Below are 7233 nucleotides of genomic sequence, written 5' to 3' on the forward strand. Positions count from 1 at the left end.
GCTTTAGTCGGTCCTATCACGTTTTTAGGGCTTTTAGTGTGTAATATCACTTATGAACTCTTTAAGACTTCTAAGCATAAATTTTTACTCCTAGCTTGTTCTTTAATTGCAATAATATTTTTAGTTATAGGTATCTTTTTTGTTTCAAGAGTTTTTGAATACAACACAACTATAAGCGTGATTATAAATTTCATTGGTGGAATATATTTTTTATATCTTGTTTTTAAGGGTAATAAATTATGATAGAGTTAAAAAATATAAGTAAAAGTTATAATAAAAAAAGTATAGTTTCAAATTTAAATTTAACTTTTCCTAAAAATAAACTTATTTCATTAATTGGTGCTAATGGAGCTGGTAAAAGTACTATACTTTCTCTTATTAGTCGTTTGATGAAACCTGATAACGGTGAAATATATATTGATAATGAAAATATTAATTCTTATAAAGAAAATATATTAGCCCAAAAAATTTCCATTCTTAAACAACAAAATAATTTAAATTTGAGATTAAGTGTTGAAGAGTTGGTATCTTTTGGTCGCTTTCCTTATTCTCAAGGAAGACTTAATTCACAAGATAAAGAAAAAATCAATGAAGCCTTAAATTATACAGGGCTTTATGAAATAAAAGATAAATACTTAGACACTTTAAGCGGTGGACAAAAACAAAGAGCTTTTATAGCAATGATTATCGCTCAAGATACTGAATTTATTTTATTTGATGAGCCTTTAAATAATCTTGATATGAAGCATTGTGTTCAGATTATGAATTTGATGAAAAATTTAATTAGAGATTTTAATAAATCTATCATAGTTGTTTTGCACGATATTAATTTTGCTTCAATTTATTCTGATGAAATTCTTGCTTTAAAAGATGGAAAGGTTGTTAAATTTGATCATACAGAAAAGATTATTGATAGTGAAATTTTAAAAGAAGTTTATGATATGGAAATTCCTTTAATGGAATTTAAAAATAAAAAAATATGTCTTTATTTTTAATTTATTTTTAAGGAGAAAATATGAAAAAGAAAAATATTTTACTATTTTTTTGTTTGTTTTTATGGTTTGGTTTTAGTGGCTGTTCAAATGATAAAGCTAAAGATAACAATGAGAATGCTTTAACTATTACTCCTATAAGCATAATCGATGAGGGAGATTTTTTCTTAATTAAGCATTCTTTGGGTGAAAGTAAGGTTGTTAAAAATCCTTCAAAGGTTGTAATTTTAGATTTTGGTTCCTTAGATACTTTTGATTCTTTAAATTTAAATGGTAAAGTTGTTGGAGTTCCTATTAAAAATTTACCTACTTATTTGAAGCAATATGATGATAAAAATAATATAGGCGGTGTTCAACAAGTAGATTTAGAGGCTATTAATGCATTAAAACCAGATTTAATCATTATTTCAGGACGTCAAACTAGATTTTATGATAAATTAAATCAAATTGCACCTACTATATATTTTGGTATAGACAATACTGATTTTTTATCTTCTTTTGAAAATAATGTCTTAAGCATTGCAAAACTTTATAATAAAGAAGAAGAAGCAAAAAATAAAATATCACAAATAAAAGAAGAAATTTCTGAAATAAAAAGTAAAATCAATAAAGATAAAAAAGCCCTGATAGTACTTACTAATTCTAATAAAATTTCAGCTTTTGGATCTTCTTCGAGATTTGGTCTAATACATGATATTTTAGGTATTGAGCCTGTGGATAAATCTTTAAAAGTTGGCACACATGGTAAGAGTATTAACTCAGAATATATTTTAGAGAAGAATCCAGATTTTATTTTTGTTATTGATAGAAATGTTATTGTTGGAAATCAAGCAAAAGCTAAAGATATTTTAAATAATGCCTTGATTTTAAAAACCAAGGCAGCACAAAATAATAAAATTATTTATCTTGATCCACAATATTGGTATCTTTCAGGCGGCGGGCTTGAATCTTTAGAAGTTATGATTCAAGAAGTAGCTAAAGCATTAAATTAATCTTACTAATTTAATAAAATTTATTATTTAGCTGATAAACTATGATATAATTTTTATAATTACGAGCTAAATTGATTATAAAAGAAGGTAATTATGAATTCATATCTTAGTTTAAATATTATTAATCCATCTGCTTCTTTTAAAATCACTAAGGCTTATATTAAAGAAAGTTTGGAAGATTTATTTGTTTGTGAATGTGAAGGTTATATTGAAATTTTAGAAGAAGATTTGATTAATAATCAAAATACAAATTTTTATCCTAATTCTTTAATTGATCAAGAGGCTCATTTTATTATCAAAAATCCTTATGAAAATAAAACAATTAATTTTACACATAAAGAAAATAAAATTTATAAGGGTATTATTTCTTATGTTAATTATTTGGGTTTAAGTAATGAAAGCGCCAATAATATAGTTAATTCAGAAATAAAACATCTTTCTTACAAGCATTTTTTTAAATTTACTCTTACTTCTGTATTAGCCAGAATGTCTTTTAATAGAGCAAATAGAATCTATACAGATTTAAGTATTTTAGAGGTTATTAGGATCACTTTAGAATTTTATCAAGGAAAGTTTATTAATAAAGAAATTGATTTTTCAAAACTTAAGCATAATTATTCCAAAAAAGAACTTATTGTCCAATACAATGAAAGCGATTTAAAATTTATTACACGACTTGCTCATAATAACGGCATATATTTTTACGAGGATGATGAAAAAATTTATTTTTGCGATGTTTTTGTGGCATCTAAGCATCAAAACATTCAATTTAATTCCAATATTAACAATATTTTAAATGAACCTTGTATTTATTCTTTTATAAAAGAAAGTTCTATTTTTCCCAACCAATTTACCTATTCGAGCGCAAATGCTAACTATCCTTTAAATTTAAATTCTTTAAATTTAAACATAGTAGATCAAAAAAATAAAAGTTCGCAATATTATAATGAACATATTTATGAAAGTGCCAATTCTTTTACAGAAGATATAGACTTAAAAACCCCTATTTATTTAAAAGAAAGAAGATATAAGCTTTTAGGTGAAAGTTTTAAAGCAAAAAGCAATATTTACAATTTATTTTTAAATGATAGTATCAATATAAATTTTAACCCTTCATTTACAAGAGACCTAAAAAGCGAAAAAAAAGATTTTGTTATTATAAAATTAGAACAATATTTAGTTGATGATGCAATTTTGGCTAATTCTATAAATACAAATGATAAACAAGAAATTAAAGATTTGCAATTTACAAAATCTTATTTTAATATAATCACTTTTTTACCAAGCCATATAACATATACACCAAGTTTTAAGCCAAAACCTAAAGCACCTAGTCAAACAAAAGGAATAGTTATAGGTCAAAATAATGAAATTTCAAATGAAAGTAATTTAATTTTTACAGATAAATATGGTCGAGTAAAAGTAAGATTTGATGCTTTTATTAATCAAGAAGCAATTGATAAAAAAGAAAATTTATATCATCATAGCTGCTTTTTAAGAATAAGTTCCCCTATAGCCTCAAGTCATTCTGGGTTTTTTAGGATACCAAGAGTTGGAGATGAGGTATTAATTTCATTTTTGGAAAATGATATCGATAAGCCTTTTGTAAGTGGAAGTTTTTATAATGAAAATAATGCTTTACCACTTTATTCTTATCCTAAATTTAAAAGAGAAATTGCTAATAATACTTTAAATTATTTAAAACAAATTCCATTAATGAGATATGAAGGATTACCTGAGCTTAATATACAAGAAAATAAAGATTATGCCTTAAATTATACAAATAATCATTTTTTAACTATATCTAATTCAACCTTGGGGCAAGAAAATTTAAAATCTTATGAGAGAAATGAATTAACTTTTAAAAATGAAGCTGGAAAAGAAGAAATTTATCTTTTAGCACAAAAAGATTATAAAGAAGAAATTACCAACAATCGTGAGCAAGTTATAAAAAATAATAAAACTTCAGAAATTGGTGGTTTGTTTAGTGAATTTATTATTTTAGGACATATGCAAAATATTGCTGGTTTTAAAAATGTTAATGTTGGAGCAGAATATTTAGAAAATACTTTACTTTCAAAAGATACCAATGTAGGGCTTAGTAATACTTTAAATGTAGGTGTAACTCATAAAGTTAATATAGGTCAAGATTGTGAAGAATATATAGGTAATGATAAAAAAGTAGAGATAAAGAATAATTTTGAAAAAGATATTTCAAATGATTATATACAAAGAGTAGGAAATAATAAAAATGAAACGATTGAAGGTTCTTATACTCTTAGGGTTAAAGATGGCATAAAAATAGACTCTTCTAAAGATATATCTTTATTAAGCAAGGAAAATTTACAAATTCAAGCTGAAGATTCTTTAGGTTTTAGAACGGATAAAAATTGTTCTTTTAATGCTGATTTTGTTAATTTTTTGGCTAATGAAGAAAATATTATAGTCGCAAAGAAAAAAGCTGTAACACAAATAGAAAGTGGTTCTGCAATTATTCATACTAAAAAAGAAGTTATTATAAAAGTAGATGGGGTAGAGGTAATTATAGATTCTAATGGACTTAGAATCAAAGGCGGAGATTTAAGAATTGAATAAATAGGAAATATTTATGCCTGAACTTATAAAATTTAATGATATTGTTTTTTTGGTTAAAGAATTTCGAAAAGTTTTTATATTGTCAAATTGCAAACTTGCTTTTTATGAACCTAAGCATTTTTTAGTTAAAGAAAAAGAAATACAAGTAAAAGAACCTTCACAAAAAAGAAAAAAAGGAAAAAATGCAGATTTAAAAAAAATAAAAGAATTAGAATTTAATAAAAAAGATGGAAGTAGTATTTTTTTAAAAGAGATGGAACTTTATAAGCAAGATTCTATAGAGGTTAAAGACGATGCAAATATAGATATAGATTTTAAAGATATTGCTAAATATGAAAAAAATATAGACTCTCAAATAAATGATGCATCATTAAATCATAATTTTGAAGAAAAAAAGCTAGGTAATTTAAAATCAAGATTTGATGAAGGTGATGAATTTGATATTTTTTATGATAGATACACTAAAGAAGAAAAAGAAATTAGAAGTTTTGAAATAAAAGATGGTAAAGTTACTATTCCTGCTAGTTTTTTAACAGAACAATTTGAAAAAGGTATTAGAAGTTTAGTTGTGAGATTAATTCCTAAACAAAAAAATAAAAGAGGTTTTGTTTTTGATCCTATTCCTTTAGAAGATAGGGCTATTATTTTAACAGAGCTTAGGAAAATAAAAGAAAAAACATTAACCTTTCAAAGAAAAATAGCTCAAATTCAAAATGATGCTTTAAATCTTCAAAGTCCAAAAGAATTTTTAGCTGTTTTAAATGGAGAAGAAAATCTTTCACAAGAAGAGATTAAAAAGCAACAAAGAGAAGGTATATTAATTTATGCTAAAAAAAGACAAGAGGAACTTTTTGATTGCATTAATAAAGATAAAATTTATAATGTAGATATGCTAAAAAAAATAATAAGTAAGAAAAAATTTAAAAGTGCAAGAGAGAGTTCTCAAATGGGAAAATATGAGTATGCTAAAAGTTTTGATAAAAAAATAAAAGATTATGAAGAAAAAAAGGAATCCAAAACCCAAAAAAAAGTTAAAAAATTTAAAAGTAATTCCTTAAAAGAAAAAAATCCCAATCCAAAAGACATAGGAGAATTAGGCGAATATGCAGCTTCTATGCTATTTAGTAAAGGATCTACAAGATATATTTCAAATAGAAGAAAATTTGATGCAAATTTTAATCAAAATAGTTACAACTTTACCATTCCTGATTTTTTAGTTGTAGTAAATGATAAAAGAAGTATTATAGAAGTTAAAAATGTCCAAAAACAAGATTTAACAGAGCAAATAAGTTTTGAATTAAAACTTGCACAAGAATACGAGCTTGATTATATATTTTTGTGTAATCATTATACAAAATTAAGCGATAGTATAGCTATTGATAAAGAAAAAAATGAAAAAATCATTAACAAGCTAAAAAAAGAAAATCCTAATTTTTCTTTTTTAAATCTTAGAGTTTTTATGAAAGGAGATTTGGGAAGTAGAAAAGGTTTTATTTATCATAGACATATGCATAGAAGTATAAAAACTATTTTTAAAGAACTTTATTTAGATCATTTAAAAAATAATGCTCCAAATAAAATAGTAATTAAAAGACTAAATTTAAACGATCCATTAAGCATAGAAGATGAGCTAAATAAAGATCAACAATTGCAAATACCAAGATAAGGAGTATGTGTGAGCATTAAAGAAATATCTAAACGAGAATTAGAGGCTAGAGAAAGAATTAGTGCTCTAAGTGATAAAGAAATAGATGATTTAAGAGATGAGCTTTGTGATTTGGTTTTTGCAAATGATTTTGAAAAAACAATAAATTTTTTAAAAGATTATCCTATAAAGCAAAGTTTTTATGAGTTATTATGCGAAGAAGAGGGTATAAAAACTCCTTTATTCTTTTGTGACAATACTCTTGCTAATGCCGCTGCTGGATCTATAGAGCAAGGAAAAGATACGAAATTATTAGATTATCTTATAGACATTTGTGGCATAAATCCTAATTTTAAATTTGAACATACAAAAGATAATTATAATGCTTTAACTTTTTATATGGATCAAATAGGGCTTGATGAAAAAGTGATAAAATATTTTATTCAAAAAGGAGCAACATTTAATGTTTTTAATCACTTAGGAGATAGTATTTTGCATGATTGGGCTATAAGAGGAGAAATTGATGAAATAAAACTTGCATTAAAATATGGAGCAAACTTAGAAATACAAAGTCAGATTTATCAAAAATTTAATGAAAAATCTAAAGAATATGAAGAAGAATTTTATTTTGCAGGATCAACCCCTTTAATGTCTATTGTAGAAAGCGATGATGAGCAAAATTATAATACTATAAAAGTTTTATTAGAACTTGGAGCAAATCCAAATCATGTGCGTTGGCCAAGATTAACTTCTATAATAGAGGTTTGTCAAATTTCTAAAGTCAAAAAAATTCTATTAGAATTTGGAGCTAAAAGTCAAAAGAAAATGGAAAATGAAATCTTTAAATTTCAAGATGAATATATAAAAAATAAAGGCATTAAAGAAGAGGATTTAACACGTGAAGATATGATGAATATAGCTAGAATAATCAATGATAAATTTATTAAAGAAATTAAAAATAAAAGTTAATTATTGATGAAATATTTAGAAGAATTTCAAACAAGTAATC

The 7233-nt window shown here is 24.3% G+C and carries 5 protein-coding genes and 1 pseudogene; all 6 read left to right on the plus strand.

Features of this window, described 5'->3' with window-relative positions; genetic code table 11:
- Positions 1-243, plus strand: a pseudogene (ceuC, locus tag JG677_RS06205) (enterochelin ABC transporter permease CeuC); the annotation flags it as partial.
- The gene (locus tag JG677_RS06210) at positions 240-995 is read left to right on the plus strand and encodes an iron ABC transporter ATP-binding protein (RefSeq protein ID WP_200285721.1); all 756 of its coding nucleotides are present in this window, start codon (positions 240-242) and stop codon (positions 993-995) included. The pseudogene ceuC and the gene JG677_RS06210, both read left to right, overlap by 4 nt.
- 20 nt (positions 996-1015) lie before the next feature.
- The gene (locus tag JG677_RS06215) at positions 1016-1984 is read left to right on the plus strand and encodes a siderophore ABC transporter substrate-binding protein (protein WP_200285724.1); all 969 of its coding nucleotides are present in this window, start codon (positions 1016-1018) and stop codon (positions 1982-1984) included.
- Positions 1985-2077: 93 nt separating this feature from the next.
- Positions 2078-4579, plus strand: coding sequence for a type VI secretion system Vgr family protein (locus JG677_RS06220; protein ID WP_200285726.1), 2502 nt, complete (start codon positions 2078-2080; stop codon positions 4577-4579).
- Between the two features lie 13 nt (positions 4580-4592).
- Entirely contained in the window at positions 4593-6245 is a 1653-nt protein-coding gene (locus tag JG677_RS06225; protein ID WP_200285728.1) for a putative toxin, read from the plus strand.
- A gap of 9 nt (positions 6246-6254) precedes the next feature.
- Positions 6255-7193: an ankyrin repeat domain-containing protein gene (locus JG677_RS06230; protein ID WP_200285730.1), complete on the plus strand. Its 939-nt coding sequence runs from the start codon at positions 6255-6257 to the stop codon at positions 7191-7193.
- The last annotated feature ends 40 nt before the right edge of the window (positions 7194-7233 follow it).

Source organism: Campylobacter sp. TTU-622, from assembly GCF_016598965.1.
Lineage (GTDB): Bacteria > Campylobacterota > Campylobacteria > Campylobacterales > Campylobacteraceae > Campylobacter_D.

Excerpts from the sequence above, each read along its gene's own strand:
- JG677_RS06210 (WP_200285721.1), top strand. The coding sequence starts at position 240 with ATGATAGAGTTAAAAAATATAAGTAAAAGTTATAATAAAAAAAGTATA.
- JG677_RS06220 (WP_200285726.1), top strand. The coding sequence starts at position 2,078 with ATGAATTCATATCTTAGTTTAAATATTATTAATCCATCTGCTTCTTTT.
- JG677_RS06215 (WP_200285724.1), top strand. The coding sequence starts at position 1,016 with ATGAAAAAGAAAAATATTTTACTATTTTTTTGTTTGTTTTTATGGTTT.
- JG677_RS06225 (WP_200285728.1), top strand. The coding sequence starts at position 4,593 with ATGCCTGAACTTATAAAATTTAATGATATTGTTTTTTTGGTTAAAGAA.